Annotated in this window: 19 protein-coding genes; 17 read left to right on the top strand and 2 right to left on the bottom strand. The window is 70.8% G+C overall.

Features of this window, described 5'->3' with window-relative positions:
- Positions 1-191: 191 nt before the first annotated feature.
- Positions 192-1,892, bottom strand: coding sequence for a chitinase (locus tag ACZ3TS_RS04620; protein WP_467613598.1), 1,701 nt, complete (start codon positions 1,890-1,892; stop codon positions 192-194).
- A gap of 325 nt (positions 1,893-2,217) precedes the next feature.
- Here ACZ3TS_RS04620 and ACZ3TS_RS04615 point away from each other — a divergent pair, with 325 nt between their 5' ends.
- The 16 genes from ACZ3TS_RS04615 to ACZ3TS_RS04540 all read left to right on the top strand — a co-directional run bounded on the left by ACZ3TS_RS04615 (position 2,218) and on the right by ACZ3TS_RS04540 (position 15,817).
- A complete protein-coding gene (locus tag ACZ3TS_RS04615) occupies positions 2,218-3,078 on the top strand; it encodes a hypothetical protein (protein WP_467613597.1) in 861 nt (286 codons plus the stop codon).
- Between the two features lie 83 nt (positions 3,079-3,161).
- Positions 3,162-3,875 (top strand): Flp pilus assembly protein CpaB, encoded by a 714-nt coding sequence (cpaB, locus tag ACZ3TS_RS04610; protein WP_467613596.1) that lies wholly within the window; start codon positions 3,162-3,164, stop codon positions 3,873-3,875.
- Between the two features lie 60 nt (positions 3,876-3,935).
- Positions 3,936-5,555 carry an AAA family ATPase gene (locus ACZ3TS_RS04605; RefSeq protein WP_467613595.1) on the top strand — a complete coding sequence of 540 codons (1,620 nt, stop codon included), beginning with the start codon at positions 3,936-3,938 and terminating at the stop codon, positions 5,553-5,555.
- Complete coding sequence (locus ACZ3TS_RS04600) at positions 5,552-5,941, top strand: TadE/TadG family type IV pilus assembly protein (RefSeq protein ID WP_467613594.1); 390 nt, start codon at positions 5,552-5,554, stop codon at positions 5,939-5,941. The genes ACZ3TS_RS04605 and ACZ3TS_RS04600 overlap by 4 nt, the downstream gene beginning before the upstream one ends.
- Before the next feature lie 8 nt (positions 5,942-5,949).
- Positions 5,950-7,290, top strand: a complete 1,341-nt coding sequence (locus ACZ3TS_RS04595) for a CpaF family protein (protein WP_467613593.1) — start codon at positions 5,950-5,952, stop codon at positions 7,288-7,290.
- A 25-nt stretch (positions 7,291-7,315) separates the two neighbouring features.
- Positions 7,316-8,263, top strand: a complete 948-nt coding sequence (locus ACZ3TS_RS04590; RefSeq protein ID WP_467613592.1) for a type II secretion system F family protein — start codon at positions 7,316-7,318, stop codon at positions 8,261-8,263.
- Positions 8,264-8,274: 11 nt separating this feature from the next.
- Complete coding sequence (locus ACZ3TS_RS04585; RefSeq protein WP_467613657.1) at positions 8,275-9,165, top strand: DUF5936 domain-containing protein; 891 nt, start codon at positions 8,275-8,277, stop codon at positions 9,163-9,165.
- Positions 9,162-10,466 (top strand): sensor histidine kinase, encoded by a 1,305-nt coding sequence (locus ACZ3TS_RS04580; RefSeq protein WP_467613591.1) that lies wholly within the window; start codon positions 9,162-9,164, stop codon positions 10,464-10,466. The genes ACZ3TS_RS04585 and ACZ3TS_RS04580 overlap by 4 nt, the downstream gene beginning before the upstream one ends.
- A complete protein-coding gene (locus tag ACZ3TS_RS04575) occupies positions 10,459-11,193 on the top strand; it encodes a response regulator (RefSeq protein ID WP_467613590.1) in 735 nt (244 codons plus the stop codon). The genes ACZ3TS_RS04580 and ACZ3TS_RS04575 overlap by 8 nt, the downstream gene beginning before the upstream one ends.
- 111 nt (positions 11,194-11,304) lie before the next feature.
- Complete coding sequence (locus tag ACZ3TS_RS04570; protein ID WP_359392176.1) at positions 11,305-11,511, top strand: hypothetical protein; 207 nt, start codon at positions 11,305-11,307, stop codon at positions 11,509-11,511.
- A complete protein-coding gene (locus ACZ3TS_RS04565; protein ID WP_467613656.1) occupies positions 11,508-12,116 on the top strand; it encodes a pilus assembly protein TadG-related protein in 609 nt (202 codons plus the stop codon). The genes ACZ3TS_RS04570 and ACZ3TS_RS04565 overlap by 4 nt, the downstream gene beginning before the upstream one ends.
- A gap of 15 nt (positions 12,117-12,131) precedes the next feature.
- A complete protein-coding gene (locus ACZ3TS_RS04560) occupies positions 12,132-12,719 on the top strand; it encodes a hypothetical protein (protein ID WP_467613589.1) in 588 nt (195 codons plus the stop codon).
- 6 nt (positions 12,720-12,725) lie between these two features.
- Positions 12,726-13,352 carry an OmpA family protein gene (locus tag ACZ3TS_RS04555; protein ID WP_467613588.1) on the top strand — a complete coding sequence of 209 codons (627 nt, stop codon included), beginning with the start codon at positions 12,726-12,728 and terminating at the stop codon, positions 13,350-13,352.
- 100 nt (positions 13,353-13,452) lie between these two features.
- A complete protein-coding gene (locus ACZ3TS_RS04550; RefSeq protein WP_467613587.1) occupies positions 13,453-14,028 on the top strand; it encodes a dihydrofolate reductase family protein in 576 nt (191 codons plus the stop codon).
- 40 nt (positions 14,029-14,068) lie between these two features.
- Positions 14,069-14,941 carry an LLM class flavin-dependent oxidoreductase gene (locus ACZ3TS_RS04545; protein ID WP_467613586.1) on the top strand — a complete coding sequence of 291 codons (873 nt, stop codon included), beginning with the start codon at positions 14,069-14,071 and terminating at the stop codon, positions 14,939-14,941.
- A 105-nt stretch (positions 14,942-15,046) separates the two neighbouring features.
- On the top strand, positions 15,047-15,817 hold the full coding sequence (locus tag ACZ3TS_RS04540) for a class I SAM-dependent methyltransferase (RefSeq protein ID WP_467613585.1): 771 nt from the start codon (positions 15,047-15,049) through the stop codon (positions 15,815-15,817).
- 59 nt (positions 15,818-15,876) lie between these two features.
- Here the strand turns inward: ACZ3TS_RS04540 and ACZ3TS_RS04535 are convergent, their stop codons facing one another.
- Entirely contained in the window at positions 15,877-16,212 is a 336-nt protein-coding gene (locus tag ACZ3TS_RS04535; protein WP_467613584.1) for a DUF192 domain-containing protein, read from the bottom strand.
- Between the two features lie 590 nt (positions 16,213-16,802).
- Here ACZ3TS_RS04535 and ACZ3TS_RS04530 point away from each other — a divergent pair.
- The gene (locus tag ACZ3TS_RS04530; protein ID WP_467613583.1) at positions 16,803-17,576 is read left to right on the top strand and encodes an isoprenyl transferase; all 774 of its coding nucleotides are present in this window, start codon (positions 16,803-16,805) and stop codon (positions 17,574-17,576) included.
- Positions 17,577-17,727 lie beyond the last annotated feature (151 nt).

The raw sequence follows: 17,727 nt of genomic DNA, 5'->3' as shown, positions 1-17,727 counted from the left end.
GACCGCCCTCATCTCATTGATGCGGTGGACCCGGAGAAATGTTTCAACAGACCTGTGCGGGAGGGGACACCGGCCCCGCGATCCGTCCGCCTCGCGGCCGCCATGGGGTGACCTTCCGGCACAGACGGGAGGGGCGGGACGGCCTGCTCACCGCAAGCCGTCCCGCCCCTGAAGCGTCTGTCATCCCACCGTCACGGCAGCGCGTGCACGTGCGGTCCCACCGCGTTCGACCAGGCGTTGCCGGAGGCCGCGTCCCAGTTGGTCGACCATGTCATCGCGCCCCGCAGGTCGGGGTACGTCTTCGACGGCCGGAAGGAACCGCAGTTCGTGGTCTTCGTCAGGCAGTCCAGGGCGTTGTTCACCACCGTGGGGGAGACATAGCCGCTGCCCGCCCCGCTCGGTGAGGCCGGGACGCCGAGGCCCACCTGCGACGGGGACAGACCGCCCTCGAGCTGGATGCAGGCCAGGGCGGTCAGGAAGTCCACCGAGCCCTGGCTGTAGACCTTGCCGTCGCAGCCCAGCATGGAACCGCTGTTGTAGTACTGGGTGTTGACGACGGTCAGGATGTCCTTGATGTTCAGCGCCGTCTGGAAGTACCCGTTCGACGTCGACTGCATGTCGATCGTCTGTGGGGCCATCGTGATGACCAGCGAAGAGCCCGCCTTCGAGGACAGCTGCCGCAGGGCCTGCGACATGTAGGTCGTGTTCAGGCCGTTCTCCAGGTCGATGTCCACGCCGTCGAAGCCGTAGGTCTGCATCAGGGAGTAGACCGAGTTGGCGAAGTTCGCCGCGGAGGTGGAGTCGTTCACCGACACCGTGCCGTTCTGGCCGCCCACCGAGACGATGACCTTCTTGCCGGCCGCCTGCTTCGCCCTGATGTCCGCCTTGAACTGGTCCACGGTGTAGCCGCCGAGGCCGCCCGAGTCCAGGTTGAAGGTCACAGCGCCCGGTGTGCCCGTGGCGTCGGCGAAGGCCACCGCGATGATGTCGTACTGCGACGGGACGTCCGCGATCTTCTGGACCGTCGCGCCGTTGTTGAAGTTCTGCCAGTAGCCCGTGACCGCGTGCTTGGGGAGCGTCCCGCCGCCGCCCCCGCCGGTGGCCGCGGTCGTGGCGGTCACCGGTGACGACTTGGCCGACTCACCCGCCGCGTTGGTCGCCGTCACCTGGAATGAGTACGAGGTCGACGGTGACAGCCCCGTCACGGTCGCGGAGGTGCCGGTGACGGCGGCCACCTTCGTGCCACTGCGGTACACGCTGTAGCCCGTCGCGCCCGACACCGCGTTCCAGGCCAGGGAGACCGACGAGGACGTGGTGGAAGAGACCGCGAGGCCCGTGGGGGCCGCGGGCACGGTCGGGGACGGGTCACCGCCGCCGCCCCCGTCCGGGCCGAACACCGACACGTCGTCCGCGTAGTACGCCGCCTGCCCGTACCAGCCGTGCAGATACACCGTCACCGACGTGGCCGAGGCGCCGGTGGTGAAGGTCGTCGACAGCTGCTTCCAGCTTGTCGAGTCCGGTGTCCACGTCGACACGTCCGTGGTGCCGGTGCCCGTGGTCCCCAGGAACGTGTACCCGCCCTGCACCCAGGCGCTCAGCGTGTACGTCGAGTCGGGCTTGACCGCGACTGTCTGCGAGCACTGCGCGTAGTCCTGGCCCGTGGGTGTGGCCTTCAGCGCGGCAGTTCCGCCGTGCGCCGGTGACGACACCGTTGTGCCGCTGCCCGCCGCACAGGTCCAGTTGGCGAGGCCCGACTCGAACCCGGCGTTCCTGGCGTTGTTCACGTCCGCGGCGGCCGCGGGACCGGCGGCCAGGAAGGAGAGGGCGAGCGCTGCGACGGCGGCTCCGGCGAGGGTCCGTCTGGGGCGGGGTATCCCTGATGTGCGGTCCACTTGGGCCTCCGAGGGGGGAGATGGGGGCAGGAGGGCATTGCGGAACGGTGGCCACCGCCTGACGAATGAATTTGGTCCAGACCAATTGGGTTGTCAAGGCCTCTGGTGATGCCAACGGCCCGGAACAAGTGCCGAGTTGGGATATGCACGCCTACTCTGTGTCGATCGCGCCCGCACCTTCGGTGAGATGATCTTCCGGATTCGGTGTTGAGCGGGGCATGCCGTGGATATGGTGCTGGTGCAGGACGATGCAATTGGACGTCACAGGGGCGATCTGAGGCGGTGGTCGACCACCCCGCCGCAGCGAACGGGGTGGTGTGCAGCCGTGCCGACCGCGATAGCCGTCACCAGTTCCGACCTGGTGCTGCCGCCGCCCGACCGGCAGACGCCACCCGCCGCGGTCCAGCCTCAGCCCACCCTCGAACAGTCCCTGACCGGTATGCACGCACTGGTCGAGCAGCACGGCTACGTGATCGCTCTGCACCCCGCCTCCGGCGACGCCGAGGCCGTGCAGCGGCTGCGTACGGTGCGTTCCGTCCTGGAGAGCGACCGCATCGCCGTCCTCGGGGTGGACCTGCCTCCCCTCGGACTCGCCCTGCTCGCCCAGCAGTTGCGGCAGCTGTCCGTCTGCGACTTCAGTCCTGGGGTGCTGGCGTCGTCCGCGCGGCTGCTCGCCCACTACATCTACGCGGGCGCCCTCCTCGGTTCGGTCGCCAAGCTCGACCACGTCCCCGTCCCGCTGGCCTCGCACGCCAAATCATGGGTAACGGGCACCCAGTTCGGCGTGCTCGCCCATCCCCGGCCGCTGCTCGTACGGGCCGGGCAGGAGGAGCTGCCGGGCCCCGAGTTCGGTACCCGGATGCTCGTCGCCGCCGGTCAGCCGCCCTCGGACTGGGTCACCGCCCACCTCGCGCCCGCCTGGCGCGTCCAGGGTGTCGCGACCGTGCCGCTGCCGGAGATGTCCGGGCAGTGGTGGGGGACCGGCCGGCTCGTCGAGTTCGCGGCGGGCCTGCACGACGTGTCCGTGCTCTACCAACTCGTCTCGTCGGTACGACGCGAGGTCTGTCACTGGTGCGGGCTGGAGCTCATCGGCGACCGCTGCGGGTTCTGCGCGGCGCCCCTGCCCCCGCCGTCCGAACAGCAGCCGGTCACCGCTGCCCGCGCCCTGCCACGGGGCGGCACGTAACCCCGAACGCACAACTCCACAGCACGACCGCACGATCGCTCGACCGCCCGTCCCCCACCGCTCCGATCGAGGTTGTCCGCGTCATGAACTCACGCCAGCGCCGTGGCGTCATCCTGCTGGTCCTCTCGGCCCTCGCCGCTGTCGGCGCCTTCGCCGGAGTGCTGTCGGTGATCCGCGACGTGAACTCGAAGGTCGGCCCCGAGGTCACGGCGTACCGCCTCAAGAGCGACATCGCACCCTACAAGGAACTCACGGCCGACCAGTTCGAGCAGATCGCCATGCCCAGACGCTGGTTGTCCGCGACCGCCGTCACCAGTCTCACGCAGATCCGCGGCAAGATCGCGGTGACCCGGCTGGAGAAGGGCTCCCTGCTCCAGACCGACATGATCGTCGACCGGCCCGAACTCCAGCCCGGACAGCAGGAGATCGCCATCATGATCGACGCCTCGACCGGTGTGGCCGGCAAGATCGACCCCGGCTCCCGGGTCAACATCTACGCCACCTTCAAGGCCGCCAACGAGAAGAGCAGGGACGAGTCCAAGGTCATCGTGACCAACGCCCGCGTCCTCGACGTCGGCAAGCTCACCGCGCTCGACCCGGGCCAGTCCAGCGACGAGCGGCGGCGCAACGCCACCGACGCCGTCCCCATCACCTTCGCGCTCGACACGGCCGACGCCCAGCGGGTGGCCTACGCCGAGTCGTTCGCCGAACACGTACGGCTCGCCCTGGTCGCGGGCGGTACCCAGACCGCGGTCGCCCCGGGCGACCGCACCTACACCCTCGACCAGGACAAGTAGGAGGCCGCGCATGAGGTCCGTCCCCGTGCCCAGCGAGCCTGTCCCCCTGAGGTGCCGCCGATGACCATCCGTATCCTCTCCGCCGTCGGCGACCTGGACACGGCCCGCTCGCTCACCACCCTGCTGAGCCGGCTCGACGACGCCGAGCCCGCACCGCCGGTCCACGACTCCACGGCCCTGCTCGACACCCTTGCGCGGCTGGCCGGCGAGTCCCTCGACGAACTGCCCGAGGTCGTGCTCGTGCACGAGCGGATCGGTCCGGTCCCCGCGCTCGAACTGATCCGTGATCTGGTGCTGCGGTTCCCCGCGGTCGGGGTCGTTCTCATCACCGCCGACACGAACACGGGCGTGCTCACCGCCGCGATGGACTCCGGCGCCCGCGGCATCGTCACCCTGCCCCTCGGCTACGACGCCCTCGCCGAACGCGTCCAGGCCGCCGCCGCCTGGTCGGTGGGCATGCGGCGCCACCTGGGCAGCGGCACACCGGAGCTGTACGCCGGCGCCGGCGGAACGGTGGTCACGGTGTCCGGGGCCAAAGGCGGTGTGGGAGCGACGGTCACGGCCGTCCAGCTGGCGCTCGCCGCACGGGCCTCGGGCCGCACGGTCGCGCTGGTCGACCTCGACCTGCAGTCCGGGGACGTCGCCTCCTACCTGGACGTCCAGTTCCGCCGCTCGGTCGCGGACCTCGCCGGGATCACGGACATCAACCCCCGGGTCCTCCAGGACGCGCTCTACACCCACGACACCGGCATCGGGCTCCTCCTCGCCCCTGCCGAGGGGGAGCGAGGCGAGGAGGTCACGGACCGGGTGACCCGCCAGATCCTCGGCACCCTGCGCTCCCGCCACGACGTGGTGGTCGTCGACTGCGGCTCCCAGATGAACTCCGCCACCGCCGCGGCCGTCGAGGTCGCCGACCAGGCGCTGCTGCTCGTGACCCCGGACGTGATCGCGGTCCGCGCCGCCAAACGGATGGTGCGCCTGTGGGACCGGCTCCAGATCCGCAAGGCGGAGGAGACCCTCACCGTCGTCAACCGCCACTCACGCGGTACGGAGATCCAGCCCGCCCTCGTCGAACGCGTCACCGGCACGAAGGTGGCCCGCGCCTCGGTCCCGGCATCGTTCAAGGAACTCCAGTCCGTCGTCGACGCCGGACGGCTCCAGGACCTCGACGCCCGCTCCGCCGTGAAGCAGGCGCTGTGGTCGCTGGCGGGAGAGCTGGGCCTGGTCACGGTGCACGAGGGCGGAGGCGGCCGGAGGCGCAAGGTGTCCTCGGACCGGGGAGCGCTGAGCCTGTGGCGGAAAGGCGGCGACCGGGGCTCGGTGACCCTGGAGTTCGCCGGCATGTTCCCGCTCGTCCTGGTCGTGATGGCGCTCCTGTGGGAGTGCGCCCTGTACGGCTACACGTACTCGCTCGCGGGCAATGCGGCGGACGAGGCGGCACGGGCGGCCACGGCGGCGTACGCGGTGGGCGGCGACTGGACCGTGGTGTGCGCGTCGGCGGGCGCCAGGCATCTGCCGGGCGCGTGGAGCAGGGCACAGATCCGCTGCACGCCGGACCCGGGCGGCTCGGTGATGAGGGCGACGGTCGAGGCGGACGTCCCCCTGTTCCTCCCGGGCGTCAACCCGGGCTGGCGGGTGGACGGCAGCGCGGGCGCGGCGCTCGAGGGGAACCGGCCATGAGGGTGCCGCCGAGGGCTCGTCTCCGCGACGACCGGGGCGTCTCGATGCTGGAGTTCGCCGGATTCCTGCCCATCCTCCTCGTCATCGGCATGGCCGCCGTCCAGCTCGGGCTCATCGGCTACGGCATCAGCCAGGCCGGCACCGCCGCCCGGGCCGCGGCCCGCGTCGCCTCGCAGAACGGCGACGGTCGAGCGGCGGGCACGGCGGCCGTCAGCGGCTGGCTCAGTCCCCGCGTGGACGCCCCCAAAGGCGCCGGCACCACCACCGCCACCGTCACCGTCCGCGTGCCCGCCGTCATCCCCCTCTTCGACGGCTGGACCGTGACCCGCCACGCCACCATGCCCAACGACCCCGACCCCGATCCCGGTACCCCGGAGAGGAGCTGACGACGGACATGAGCCTGCGCTCCCGTATCGCCGCCCCCGACGACGGCGGGGCCGACCGCGAGGACGGGCACCTCGTCGCGGTCTACCGTGCCAAACTCCTCGAAGAGATCGACCTCGCCGAGATGTCGGGCCTCGCCGCAGCCGAACGCAGGGTCCGCCTGGAGCGCGTCCTCGGGCACATCATCAGCCGGGAGGGGCCGGTCCTCTCCTCCGCCGAGCGCTCCCAGCTGATCCGGCGGGTCGTCGACGAGGCCCTCGGCCTGGGCGTCCTCGAACCGCTCCTCGCCGACGCGTCCATCACCGAAATCATGGTCAACGGCCCGGACTCGATCTTCGTGGAGCGGGCCGGCCGTGTGGAGCAGCTCCCGCTGCGCTTCGCCTCCACCGAGCAGCTGATGCAGACGATCGAGCGCATCGTCTCCACGGTCAACCGCCGTGTCGACGAGTCCAACCCGATGGTCGACGCCCGCCTGCCCACCGGTGAACGCGTCAACGTCATCATCCCGCCGCTTGCCCTGACCGGACCCACCCTCACCATCCGCCGCTTCCCTCGCGCCTACACGCTCCCCGAACTCATCGGCCTCGGCTCCCTCGACGAGCAGATGCTGATGCTGCTCGCCGCCTTCGTCCGCGCCCGTTTCAACCTCATCGTCAGCGGCGGTACGGGCACCGGGAAGACCACCTTGCTCAACGCCCTGTCCGGGCTGATCCCGGCCCACGAGCGCATCATCACCATCGAGGACTCGGCCGAACTCCAGCTCCAGCAGGAGCATGTGATCCGCCTGGAGTCCCGCCCCCCGAACGTCGAGGGCAAGGGCCGGGTCACCATCCGCGACCTGGTCCGCAACAGCCTCCGGATGCGACCCGACCGGATCATCGTCGGTGAGGTCCGCGGCGGCGAGACGCTCGACATGCTCCAGGCGATGTCCACGGGCCACGACGGCTCGCTGGCCACCGTCCACGCCAACTCGGCGGAGGACGCCCTGATGCGGCTGCAGACCCTCGGCTCGATGTCCGAGGTGCTGATCCCCTTCGAGGCGCTCAAGGACCAGATCAACGCGGCGGTCGACGTGATCGTGCAGCTCGCCAGGTACGCCGACGGCTCCCGCAAGGTCGTGGAGATCGCGCTCGTCGTCTCGCACGGCCGCGAGCAGTTCCGGGTGGCCACCGTGTCCCGTTTCGTGCCCCAGCCCCTCGCCGCCGACCGGATCGTCCGCGGCCGCTTCGAGCATCTGCCGCTGCCCCGGGCGGTCGCGGAGAAGCTGTACGTCGCCAACGAGCCGCTCCCGCCGGCCTTCGGCGTGGCGGAGGCCATCGACGCACGGAACACGAGGCAGGCCATCGGATGAACCCCGTCCACATCAGGAGCGAGCCATGACCGACCCCGCTCTCCTCGCCCTCGGCGCCACCGTCCTCACCGGGACGCTCGCCGTGGCCGGCGTGCACGCGTACGCGTCCGGCCGCGCCCAGCGCCAGGCGCTCGTCGACCGGCTCTCCGGCGACGCGGCGGGCCCCCTGCGCACGGCGGGCGGCCGGGTGCGGCGGTTCACGGCCATCGACCGCAGGCTGCGCCGCATCCGCCTCGGCCGCGCCGTCCACCTGCGCCTTTCTTCGACGGGGCTCGACCTCACGGCGGGCGAGTTCGTCACCTACGTCACAGCCGTCGTCGTCGCGCTCTGGCTGATCGCCGCGACGACCCTGGCCCCCTTCTTCGGCCCGATCGCCGCCCTGGTAGGGGTGTGGAGCGCGGCCGTCTTCCTCAACTGGCAGCGGCAGAAACGCATCGAGGCCTTCATCAACCAGCTCCCGGACGTGGCGCGCCTCCTGGCCAACGCCACGGCCGCCGGACTCGCCCTGCGCACGGCCCTCGCCATGGCGGCCGAGGAACTCGAGGCCCCCGCCGGCGAGGAACTCGCCCGGGTCGCCGACCAGCTGACGCTGGGCCGCTCGGTCGACGACGCCCTGGGCGAACTGGCCGAGCGACTCCCCTCCCGGGAACTGATCGTCCTCGTGACCACGCTCGTCCTGGCGAACAAGGCGGGCGGCTCGGTGGTGAACTCACTGCGCAACCTCACCCAGACCCTGGAGGACCGCAAGGAGACCCGGCGCGAGGTCCGCACGATGCTCTCCGAGGTCAACGCCACGGCCTTCACGGTCCCGCTGCTGGGCCTCGGCTCGCTCGTCCTGGTCAACTCCTCGAACGAGGGCGCCCTTGCCCGTGTCACCGGCTCCCCCATCGGCCAGGGCCTGGTCCTGCTGGCCCTCGGCCTCTACACGGTCGGCTTCTTCGTCATCCGCCGTCTCGGCAAGATCGAAGTGTGAGGGAGGTCGCCATGCTGCCGCTGTTCCTCGCCCTACTGATGGCCGTCTCGGTCGCCGGGATCCTCCTCGGCGTCCGAATGATCCGCGCCGACGCCAAACTGCCCGGCGACCTCGCGCTGGCCCTGGAAGTGGGTGCCACCCGCGTGTCCCGGGCGGGATCGGCGGTCGACCGGCTCGGGATGCGCTTCGCCCCGCTCGTCCTGCGTCTGATGGGCCCGCGCCGCATCGACGAGAAACGCCGGCGCATCGACATGGCCGGCAATCCCGGCGGCCTCACCCTGCACCGGTACGCCGCCCGCCGGGCCGTGTACGGCATCTTCGGCGTCCTGATGGGCCTGATCTTCCTCACCAACGGCCATCTGCTGCTCGCCGTCGGCACCTTCGCCTTCGGGCTGCTCGCCGCCGACGCGCTGATCTGGCAGGCCATCCGCGAGCGCAAGGACGTCATCGACCGCACGCTGCCGGACTTCCTGGACGTCCTCGCGGTCGTCGTCTCGGCGGGGCTCGGCTTCCGCCAGGCCCTGGACCGGGTGGCGGAGAAGTACGAGGGGCCGTGGGCGGACGAACTGCGCATCACCCTGCGCCAGATGGACATGGGGGTCAGCCGCCGCCAGGCCTTCGACGAACTGCGTCGGCGCAACTCCTCCGAGCAGGTCGCCCAGTTCGTGTCGGCCCTGCAACAGGGAGAGGAGCTCGGCTCCCCGATCGCGGAGACCCTGATCCAGCTGGCCACGGACATGCGGCGCACGGACGCCCAGAACGCCCGCCGCCGTGCCGCGAAGACCATCCCCAAGGCCACGCTGGTCACCCTGGTCTTCATGCTCCCGGCAACGATGATCCTGATCGCGACGGGCATGTTCCTCGGCTCCGGCACGGACTTCGGATCGATCCTGGGCCGATGATGAGCAGCCGCGCCCCGCGCCCCACACCCGGGTACCTGGAGGACGACGCCCCGCCCCCGGCAAGCGTCCGCCTCCAGCTGAGCGCGCTGCAGTCCCTGTGCCGCCAGACCGTGGCGGTACGCCTCGCCATGGTCGTGATCGGCGCCCCCTTCGCCCTGGCCAACACCCCCGACGGCGTGCCGCGATACGCCGTCCTCACGTCCGCCGTCCTCGGCGTCATGACCTCCTACGCCCTGTTGCGCGACTGGGAGAAGGTGGGCCCGCGCCTGCTGGCCCACCCGACGCTGATGGCGCTGGACCTCCTCTTCGTCGCCACGCTCCTGGTGACCGCCTCCCCCGCCTCGCCCCTCGCATACGCCACCGTCTGCACGCCGCTCCTGTCCGGCCTGCTGTACGGCTGGCGGGGCGCGGGCGTCTTCACCGGCCTCCAACTGGTCGTGGTGCTCTCCGCGTTCCGAGCCTGGGAGCATCGTCCCGGCGCCGGTGTCAGCACCCTCCTCGTCGCCGGATTCTGCGTGGCCGCGGGCATCATCGGTGTGACCCTGCGCAATCTGCTGTTCCGCTTCGGCGCAGCCGGCGAGGCGCTGTCCGAGGCGGACGCGCGCCTCGCGGCGGCGGAGGCCGTCGAGTCCGAGAGGGCCCGGCTCGCCCGGGAGATGCACGACTCGGTGGCGAAGACCCTGCACGGTCTGGCGCTGGCGGCGGACGCCCTCGCGGCCTCCGCCGACCACTGCGACCCCGACACGCTCAAGCGCCAGGCGAACCTGGTCGCGGGCGCAGCACGCAGGGCGGCGGCGGAGTCCCGGGACCTGCTGTCGGATCTGCGGCGCCGTACGGACCTCACGACGGCGCGCCCGGACCTGACGGCCGAACTCGGCCGCGCCGTCGAGGAGTTCACCGCACGTACCAAGACCGAAGTCGAACTGTCGGCACCGCAGGCCCCGCTCCCGCTCCCGTACGCGACGGCACACCACGTGCTGGCGATCGTCTCGGAGGCCCTCGAGAACACGCACCGCCACGCCCACGCGACCCGCGTACGGGTCGAGCTCACCACCGTCGACGACGAGGCCCTGGACCTCCGCGTGCAGGACGACGGCGACGGCCTGCCCCCGGCGACCGCACCCGAGGACCTGGCGAAAACCGGCCACTTCGGTCTGCTCGGCATGTCGGAGCGCGCCACGTCCCTGGGCGGCCGCCTCGGCCTGGGCCGTTCCCCGCTCGGGGGCGCCGAGATCCATCTGCACGTCCCCCTCCGCGCCACCTTTCCCCCCACCCCCCAAGAGGAGGCCGCACATGCCTGACCAGGCGCTTCCCGGCCCGCCCCTGTGTGTCCTCGTGGCCGACGACAACCCGGTCGTCCGCGCGGGACTGACCGCCCTGCTGTCCGTCCATCCCGACATCGAGGTGGTCGCGGAGGCGGCGGACGGCGAACAGGCCCTCGCGCTCGCCGGCCGCCACCGCCCCCAGGTCGTCCTCCTGGACGTCCGCATGCCCGGCACGGACGGCCTGACGGCACTGCCCGAGCTGGCCCGCCTCGCCCCCGTGATGATGCTGACCTACAGCAGGGAACCCGAGGTGGTGGCCGAGGCGCTGCGCCGCGGGGCCTCCGGCTATCTGGTGCACGGCGAGTTCACGGCGGCCGAACTGATCGAGGCGGTACGGGAGCTGAGGGAGGGCCGTCGCTGCCCTGTCTCGTCTCCGCTCGGTGCTTCGTACCAACCGGGGGAAATTTCTTCGCAGATGCAACCAGTTGTGGCACAGTCGTCGAAGGCTCGGCCCGTCCGCAGGGCGAGCCTGCGGCGCCGAGCCGCCGGGTGGCTGGACTTCGGTCTGAGCACGAGGGAGGTGGAGGTCATGGATCTCATCGCGTCCGGAATGAACAACCGGCAGATCGCCGCCACTTGCTTCATCAGCGAGAAGACGGTCAAGAACCACATCAATCGCATCTTCGCAAAGCTGCACAGTACGTCGCGCAGCGAGGCGATCGCCCGGTGGCTGGGGACGGCGGGGGAGGGGTGGGCCCGATGACCGCCGGGAGACGCGGAAGTTGGGCCCCCGGGCCCACTCGGAGTGAGGGCTCTTTCACGTACGGTGCGTTGGTTGACGGCATCCGCATCGGGCGGGAGGGGACGGACCGTGATGACCAGGGCCAGGCACAGGATCGGCGCGTGGGGGCGGACCGTGGCGTCCCGGATGCGGGGGGATGCCGGGGCGGGGTTCGTGGAGTATGCCGGGCTGATGATCATCATTGCCGGGATCTTCACGATGATCGACGGGCTGGGCCTCGACGGCGCTATCTCGGGAGCGATCATGCGTGCCGTGAACAACGTCATCGGTGGGGGCTGACTTCCCCGTACCCGCTGGACGACCGCGGGCAGACGCTCCCCCTCTACATCTGGCTGACGGGGATCCTGTTGCTCGCAGCGTTCGGCTTCTTCGTCTTCGCTCAAGCAGCGTCCGCCCGGAATGGAGCACAATCCGCGGCGGACGCTGCTGCGTTGGCGGCCGCGCAGGACTCGCGCGACGAGCTGATGACTGGCCTCGAGGCGGCCATCGGCCATGACGACAACTGGCTGGACTGGCTGAACGGCGACCGCTTCGAGGGCGCAGGAGCAACCGCAGCGGCCGAGCGACTCGCCGCCGCGAACGACTCGACCGTGCCGAGTGGGGCTGTCCCCACGACGGTCAACGGCTATCCCGGATACCAAGTGACGGTGGAGACGCGCTACACGGTGGGGAAGTCCATCATTCCTGGCACCGAGAGCCAGCACGCCAGAGCGGAGGCCACCGCGGTGATCGAGCCACGGTGCACCTTCGCTCAGGACGCCGACCCCAAGGAGCCCGTGCAGCTGAATTGCGACGGTCAACTCGTCGACATCGACCCCGAAGATTTCCGTCCGGACGACCTTCCTGACGCGTCCGTGCTGTTCTCTGTGCATCTGGCCAAGTGAAAGGAAGCCGTACCGATGGATTTTCGGCGCACCATGGTGAGCCGCAGGGTGCTGAGCGCGGTCGCGGTCGCGACCGCGCTGCTCCTCACGGTGGCCGGCTGCGGAGGGGGAGACGACGGGAAGTCGGACAAGGGCAGCGCGGCCTCCTCTGCGACGGCCCAGAGCAACCGCGGTCAGAAGGAGTCGCCGACGGCCCGGGCGGACGCGGCGCTGGCCGAGGTCAAGGGCGAGAACGGCCTTACCCTGACGGTCACCTCTGCCAAGCGCGACGCCGGGGGATTCGTGACCGTGGAAGGGACTGTCACGAACAACACCGGCACGCTCTGGGTCGCGGCCGAGTGGCGGGGCGACGAGCAGGAGTTGGCGAGGAACGGTGGATCCATCGCCGGTGCCAGCCTGATCGACCAAAAGGGCAAGAAGAAGTACCTCATCCTGCGCGACACCTCCGGCCGCTGCCTGTGCACCCAATTCACGGGTGGCGTGCGTCAGGGTGCCACCTCCCAGTGGTTCGCCCAGTTCCCCGCCCCGCCCGAAGGCACCACCGACGTCGACTTCCAGGTCGGTGCGATGCCCCCCGCCTCCATCCAGATCTCCGAGGGGTGACCTGCCATGGCCCCCGCCCCGCGCTCCGCCACGCCCGCCCTCGTGGCCGCTCTCACGCTCCTCACCCTGACCGGAGCCCCCCCAGCCACCGCCGACGACAACCCCAGCGCACCCCCCGGCAGCGTCACCACCTCCCCGCCCCCGTCCGTCGACCCCACCAGCCCGGGGCTGAAGCTCGCCGACGGGGCCACGCTCGCGCCCGCCAAGGTGCTGGACATCAAGTCCGTCGTGGAGGACCTCGGCGGCGAGGAGCGGCGGGAGGACACCAATGAGAACGTCACCTTCGCGCTGCAGGCGGAGGTGCTGTTCCCCAAGGACAGCGCCAAGCTGAACCCGGAGGCCCGCTCCCGGATCGACGCCATCGCGGACGAGGTCAAGAAGCAGAACGCGACGAACGTCCGTGTCTTCGGCTTCACCGACAACCTCGGCAGCTACGCCCACGGACTGGTCCTGTCCAAGCAGCGCGCGGAGGCGGTGCACGACCGGCTGGCCGCGAGCCTCGGCGGCAACGTCACCTTCGAGGTGCGCGGCTACAGCGAGGACTACCCGATCGCCGACAACTCCTCCGAGGAGGGCAGGCGCAAGAACCGTCGCGTGGAAGTGTCGTTCCCAAGGGGGGACACGGCTTCGTAGGCGTGCGCGTATTCCGCCGGAGCAGCCTCCGCGCCCGCGCGGCACGGCTGCGCGATGCTCGTGCCGTCCAGTCGGTGGCCGTCGGAACCGGGAGTTGCCCATGCGAAAGATCGTCCTGATGATGTCCGTGTCCCTGGACGGCTACATCGAGGGCCCGAACCGCGAGATCGACTGGCACCTGGTCGACGACGAGCTGCACCAGCACTTCAACGATGTGCTCAAGGAGATGGGGGCCTTTCTCAACGGCCGCGTGACCTACCAGCTCATGGCCGACTTCTGGCCCACCGCCGACACCGATCCGCACCGCTCGGGGCCCATGGTCGAGTACGCCCGGATCTGGCGGAACATGCCGAAGATCGTGTTCTCCCGGACCCTCGAGCACGCCGCCTGGCACACCACCGTCGTCCGGGACGTCGTCGTGGACGACATCCTCGCGCTCAAGGCGCAGGACGGGGGCGACCTCGCGCTCGGCGGCGCCGCCCTCGCCGCCGAGTTCCTGCGGCACGACCTGGTGGACGAGTTCCGGATCTACGTCCACCCGATCCTCGTCGGCCGCGGTCAGCGCCTCTTCCCCGAGACCGACGCGCTGACGGCCCTGCGCCTGATCGACTCGCGCCGGTTCGGCAACGGTGTCGTGCTCCTGCACTACGAGCGCCCGCAGCCGGGCGACCGGTAAACCTGTTGTCCTGCCCGGGTCCGCTCGATAGGAAGACCGCATGACTGGACTCGGTGCCGTGTTCCGGCCCCAACTGCCGCCCGAGCGGCTGCGCGCGATCGCGCGGCTCGCGGACGAGGCGGGCCTTGAGGAGCTGTGGCTGTGGGAGGACTGCTTCCTGGAGGGAGGGATCTCCGTCGCGTCCACCGCGCTCGCCTGGACCGAGCGGCTGCGGGTCGGCATCGGACTGCTGCCCGTGCCGCTGCGGAACGTCGCGGTGACCGCAATGGAGGCCGCCACCCTTGAACGGATGTTCCCCGGGCGGGCGATCCTCGGTGTGGGGCACGGCGTGCAGAGCTGGATGGAGCAGGTCGGCGCCCGCGCCGAGTCACCGGTGACGCTGCTGGGCGAGTATCTCGACGCACTGCGGGCCCTGCTGCGCGGTGAGGGTGTCACCACCGACGGGCGGTACGTGAGACTGGACGGCGTGGCGCTGGACTGGCCGCCCGCGCAGGCGGTCCGCGTCCTCGCCGGTGCCACAGGACCGCGCACCCTGCGCCTGTCCGGCGCGGCGGCCGACGGGACCGTCCTCACCGCCGCCACGGCACCCGAGGGCGTACGAAAGGCCCGTCAACTCGTCGATGAGGGGCGCAAGGCGGCCGGTCGCACCGACCCCCATCACGTCGTCGTCTACCTGCACACCGCCACCGGCCCGGACGCCGCCGCCAGGCTGCGCGCCGAGATCGAGGCCAACAGGGAGGACCTCGTGCCGGAACACGGTGTGGCCGGCGACGCGGGCGCGGTCGCCAAGGCCGTCCGGCGCCTCGCCGACGCGGGTGCCGACACGGTGATCCTCCAGCCGACCGCGGACGAGCCGGACCCGGAGGCGTTCATACGGTTCGTGGCCCACGAGGTCCGCCCCCTGGTGCGGTAGCACCTGGGCGGGGGGCCGTCGCGGGGTCGGACACCCGCAGGGGCGGGCGTCCGACCCCGCGAAATTCGTTCGCGTAGCCCTCGCGGCCGTTGGGACGATCGCCGTATGACCACCAGTCGTCCCTTCGAAGACCTCGTCCGGGAAGCCGTCGCCGCCGCCGTCGACGGCTGGGACTTCTCCTGGTTCGAGGGCCGGGCCACGGAGGAGCGGCCTCCCTGGGGGTACGCGCGTTCGATGGCGGAGCGGCTCGCGCGGGCGTCCGCCGCGCTCGACGTCCAGACCGGGGGAGGGGAGGTCCTGGCCTCCGCTCCGGCGCTGCCGCCGCTCACCGCCGCCACCGAGGGCTGGCCGCCGAACATCGCCAAGGCCACCGCCCTGCTCCACCCGCGCGGCGCCGTCGTGGTCGCCTCGCCGGAGGAAGCTCCGCTGCCGTTCGCGGACGCCGCCTTCGACCTCGTCACCAGTCGGCACCCGGTACGCACGTACTGGCGCGAGATCGCACGGGTCCTGCGCCCCGGCGGCACGTACTTCTCCCAGCAGGTCGGTCCGGCGAGCGCCGTCGAGGTCGTCGAGTACTTCCTCGGGCCGCAGCCGGAGGAGGTCCGCAACGCCCGCGACCCCAAGCGGGCGGGGCGCGAGGCCGAAGCGTCCGGGCTTGAGGTCATCGACCTTCAGGAGGCCCGGCTGCGCATGGAGTTCCACGACATCGGGGCGGTCGTCCACTTCCTGCGCAAGGTGATCTGGATGGTCCCGGGTTTCACCGTGGAGCAGTACGAGACGCAACTGCGGTCCCTGCACGAGCGGATCGAGTCCGAGGGGCCCTTCGTCGCCCACAGCACGCGCTTCCTGATCGAGGCCCGCAAACCCGGCACATGACGTATCTGTCCACCGAAGCGGGGGCATCGTTCAGGCGGATGCGACGGCCGTCCCACCCGTCAGGGGTCGCGCACGGCCACCTGCACCCCGCGCCGTACGCCCCATTGCTTCAGCGCCCCGGCCTCGGCCTCCAGGACGTGGCGCGCGCGGGGACGGGGCAGGCCGATCCGCCCCGGCCGCATCGTCCGTACCGCCACCACCCGCAAGTTCCGGTCCAGGTAGGCCACGTCGATCGCGAACCGCATCCCCAGGGTGTGCACCGCGCTCGCCGGACTCAGCAGCAGCGCCCCCTCGATGCCGTCGCGACCGAGCAGCCCGCGCCGGCGGTCCCGCGGCGACCGGGCGACCTCCAGTGGCACCGGGCCCGGCAGTCCCGTGGTGGTGAGCATGGCCATGACTGCGAAGGTAGCGACGGCGTCAAGGGGACGTTCGCGCCGTGCGTCACCCGCCCGGAGTACGCCCGGGCATGTCGCCGATCGCCCCACAGGGCAAGCGCATCCCTTGGATCTCTCAGGATTCGGCCGCATTCTCTTGGAATCCGATGTGTTTCAGCCATGATCACGAGCTGAATGAACGCTTCCGGGGCCACCGACGCGTCGCCGGGTGATTCCGGAGAGTAGTTGTGGCACGCCGATGCACGCAGCATCACTTACGAAGGGTTATGGTGGAAACCCCCCCTCGGGCCGGTCCGTCTCCCCCCCCACGGACCGGCCCGTTTTCCTTTCCCGCGTGGCCGAGCCCCGCGGCCCTTCCCGACTCGTCCGCCGAGCCCGCCGCCCCCGCGCGGAGGCGATCCCCCCGCATTCCGGCCCGGAATTCCGGCCAAGCGGCCCCCGTTCACGGGTACGAACCTGAGACAGAGCACTGACACCCCTTGGCGGAGCCCGGGTTCCCCAGGGGTAGGCTTCGCCTCCGGGGACTGCCATCTGACGGGGATCGCGTACGCCCGCACCTGTCTGATCCGCACGGAGGGGCTGACAATCACGTGAACCTGCGCGACAAGCTGCGCAGCCTGCTGGTCAGGCTGTACGCACGCCGGGTGGAGGGCCACCTGGACCACGCTCAGGTGCCCAAGCACATCGGCGTCATCATGGACGGCAACCGGCGCTGGGCGAAGGCCGCGGGCTCGACCACCGCACAGGGCCACCGGGCCGGGGCCGACAAGATCGAGGAGTTCCTCGGCTGGTGCGCCGAGACGGACGTCGAGGTCGTCACCCTCTGGCTGCTGTCCACGGACAACTTCGACCGACCGAAGGAGGAGCTGGTCCCGCTGCTCGGGATCATCGAGGACGTCGTCCGCTCCCTCGCCGCCGACGGCCGCTGGCGCGTGCACCACGTGGGCGCGCAGGACCTGCTGCCCCCGCAGATGCAGACCGCCCTCAAGGAGGCCGAGGAGGCCACCGCCCACGTCGACGGGATACTCGTCAACGTCGCCATCGGCTACGGCGGCCGCCAGGAGATCGCCGACGCCGTCCGCTCGATGCTCGTCGACGCCCACGAGAAGGGCACCTCGATGGTCGACCTCGCCGACTCCGTCGACGTCGACCTGATCGGCAGGCACCTCTATACGAGTGACCAGCCCGACCCCGATCTGGTGATTCGTACGAGTGGCGAGCAGCGGCTGTCCGGATTCATGCTCTGGCAGACCGCCCATTCGGAGTACTACTTCTGCGAGGTCTTCTGGCCGGCCTTCCGGAAGGTCGACTTCCTGCGCGCCCTGCGCGACTACGCGGCGCGACACCGGCGCTACGGCGGCTGAAGAACCTCCTCGTCACGGCGGTGAGGGCGGCTCTCGCTCCGTGACGGACGTCACCCGCTCGGGTGCAAACGTAACAAGGAGTTCATCGGGGCGCCGTCATATGCCGTGGCATGGCAGCGCATGTTCGAGGGCATAAGCCAGACAGGTCGAC

Source organism: Streptomyces sp. NPDC022910, from assembly GCF_055561075.1.
The sequence above is the reverse complement of the archived record's forward strand: the minus strand, read 5'-3'. Positions and strand labels throughout refer to the sequence as shown.

Coding starts and splice junctions, on each gene's coding strand:
- cpaB (WP_467613596.1), top strand. CDS start 3,162: ATGAACTCACGCCAGCGCCGTGGCGTCATCCTGCTGGTCCTCTCGGCC.
- ACZ3TS_RS04605 (WP_467613595.1), top strand. CDS start 3,936: ATGACCATCCGTATCCTCTCCGCCGTCGGCGACCTGGACACGGCCCGC.
- ACZ3TS_RS04600 (WP_467613594.1), top strand. CDS start 5,552: ATGAGGGTGCCGCCGAGGGCTCGTCTCCGCGACGACCGGGGCGTCTCG.
- ACZ3TS_RS04595 (WP_467613593.1), top strand. CDS start 5,950: ATGAGCCTGCGCTCCCGTATCGCCGCCCCCGACGACGGCGGGGCCGAC.
- ACZ3TS_RS04590 (WP_467613592.1), top strand. CDS start 7,316: ATGACCGACCCCGCTCTCCTCGCCCTCGGCGCCACCGTCCTCACCGGG.
- ACZ3TS_RS04585 (WP_467613657.1), top strand. CDS start 8,275: ATGCTGCCGCTGTTCCTCGCCCTACTGATGGCCGTCTCGGTCGCCGGG.
- ACZ3TS_RS04580 (WP_467613591.1), top strand. CDS start 9,162: ATGATGAGCAGCCGCGCCCCGCGCCCCACACCCGGGTACCTGGAGGAC.
- ACZ3TS_RS04575 (WP_467613590.1), top strand. CDS start 10,459: ATGCCTGACCAGGCGCTTCCCGGCCCGCCCCTGTGTGTCCTCGTGGCC.
- ACZ3TS_RS04570 (WP_359392176.1), top strand. CDS start 11,305: ATGACCAGGGCCAGGCACAGGATCGGCGCGTGGGGGCGGACCGTGGCG.
- ACZ3TS_RS04560 (WP_467613589.1), top strand. CDS start 12,132: ATGGATTTTCGGCGCACCATGGTGAGCCGCAGGGTGCTGAGCGCGGTC.
- ACZ3TS_RS04555 (WP_467613588.1), top strand. CDS start 12,726: ATGGCCCCCGCCCCGCGCTCCGCCACGCCCGCCCTCGTGGCCGCTCTC.
- ACZ3TS_RS04550 (WP_467613587.1), top strand. CDS start 13,453: ATGCGAAAGATCGTCCTGATGATGTCCGTGTCCCTGGACGGCTACATC.
- ACZ3TS_RS04545 (WP_467613586.1), top strand. CDS start 14,069: ATGACTGGACTCGGTGCCGTGTTCCGGCCCCAACTGCCGCCCGAGCGG.
- ACZ3TS_RS04540 (WP_467613585.1), top strand. CDS start 15,047: ATGACCACCAGTCGTCCCTTCGAAGACCTCGTCCGGGAAGCCGTCGCC.
- ACZ3TS_RS04535 (WP_467613584.1), bottom strand. CDS start 16,212: ATGGCCATGCTCACCACCACGGGACTGCCGGGCCCGGTGCCACTGGAG.